This is a genomic window from Cognatiyoonia sp. IB215182 (genome assembly GCF_033963905.1).
Classification (GTDB): Bacteria; Pseudomonadota; Alphaproteobacteria; order Rhodobacterales; family Rhodobacteraceae; genus Yoonia.
The window spans coordinates 1-1,900 of the sequence record NZ_JAXBMB010000058.1 but is presented as its reverse complement, the minus strand read 5'-3'; the positions used below and the strand labels follow the sequence as shown (position 1 = coordinate 1,900).

Sequence of the window (1,900 nt, the reverse complement as noted above, 5' to 3'; positions counted from 1 at the left end):
AGTAACAATGGCAGTGCTGGCAATATCAATTGTTCCCCCGCCGTCAGCGTCGGAGATCGTGCGGATCGCAGCGCCATTGCCAGCGCCACCTGTCACACGACCGGCTACGTCCACGTCAAAGCCTGTTGCACCCTCAGCGCGGATCCCGTCTGCATCCGCTCCGTAAACCCTGACAGTGGCGTCCTCGCCAAGGATGGCCTTTGCCTGACCACCATTCGACGACGCAAACAGGCCGTAGGCATCCTCTCCGAGCGTGGTGACTGTCCCTCCCTCCATCTGAGCAAGCGCAGCCCCAGTGCCAGACGTGTGCGCCTCAAGCCCATAGGCCTCGCCCCCTCCTGTATTGATATCCCCTTTGATCATACGCGCCGTCACCGTGGCGGAGCTATCACTGTTGAAGATCCACGCCTCAAGCCCGCGCGCCGATGCGCCACTCGTGGTGATGGTACCGCCATCCATCTGAGCAAGCGCGGCCCCGGTGCCAAAGGTGAGCGCATAGAGCCCATCGGCCCCGCGCCCTCCTGTACTGATATCACCTTTGGTCAGACGCGCCGTCACCGTGGCTGTACTCTCATCAGCCCTGGTCTCGGCATAAAGCCCGCGCGCCGATGCACCACTCGTGGTGATGGCGCCGCCATCCATCTGAGCAAGCGCAGCCCCATCGCCAGCGGTTTGCGCAAAAAGTCCATGAGCCCCGAGACCGAATACCCCTGGGGTTGCCTCTGTCCCGCCTGTCGTCGTGATCTCCCCTTTGATCAGACGCGCCGTCGCCGTGGCTGTACTCTCCTGGTTCTTGATCTCCGCAAAAAGCGCATGAGTATTTGCCCCATGCGTGGTAACCGCGTCGCCGTCCATTTCCGCCGTCGCAGCGCCAAGACCGCTGTTGCTCACCAAAACTCCATAGTGATGCAGGCCAACCGTAGTGACCTCCCCCCCTTTGCCCAATTGCGCCGTCGCCGTGGCTGTACGCTCCTCGTTCTTGATCTGCGCAAAAAGACCGGGCGCGAACGCAGCTGACCCATCCGTGATGACTTTGCCGTTCTGCAAGTGCATAGAAATATCGCCCTCACCCGACGTCGACCCCACCACCCGCGCCCCAGAGCCGCGCACCGTGATGTCATCTTCGTTAAGGATCAGAGTGAGCCCATCAGAATTGTCATAGGTGATGCCATCAGCATAGGGGTTCGTGCCAGGGTCAGTGGGAGCGTCACATGTGACGGTGTCTTGACCGGGTGCGTCTGGCCCGCACGCATTGAGTGCTTGAGCCGCCACTTGGTCCGCGCCACCTGCAAGCGTCACCGCAGCAGTTGCCACCACCAAAAGCCCCGGCGCAATACTTGCCACCTGACCCTTGAACTTGGTCAAGCGGCCACCTCGAACAGAGACGTTAAGCGGGCGAAGGGCTGATTGGGTATCTGAGGACTGGTTTGTCATTTTGAAACTCTCCTGTGAGGGACTTGAGCACAATCGGGGCAAGGCCCTGCCCGTCAGGCGGTCAGTGGGGTGGCAGAAATGCGGGTATAGGTATGGAGATCGGCCAGAGGCGGTGTTTCAGCCTCAGGCAGAAGCGAATTACCGTCAGGAATCGGCCGCGTTGCTTTCGCGCCGTCCGTTCTGATCGGGATAAAATGTGCGGGGTGGTTGCAGCTGATCTCGCACCGGTAACAGCCACATCGTGCGTCAACAGAGGGCAGCACGGTTGTGTCAGACCATCCACTCCAGAAACCGCAATTGGGCGACCCGTTAATCCACGCGCGATAGCCGACCTAGGGCCGGCTGTCAGATTATCAGAATGAGGAAATCGGTGTGTGCTACTTCCTACGCCAGAGCGCAGCGCCTGATGAGCTGATGAGCTGATGAGCTGATGAGCTGATGAGCTGATGAGCTGATGAGCTGATGA

1 pseudogene is annotated in these 1,900 nt (G+C 60.1%); it reads right to left on the bottom strand.

What is annotated here, in order from left to right:
* A pseudogene (locus tag SLH47_RS26220) lies at positions 1 to 1,365 on the bottom strand (hypothetical protein); the annotation flags it as partial.
* Positions 1,366 to 1,900 lie beyond the last annotated feature (535 nt).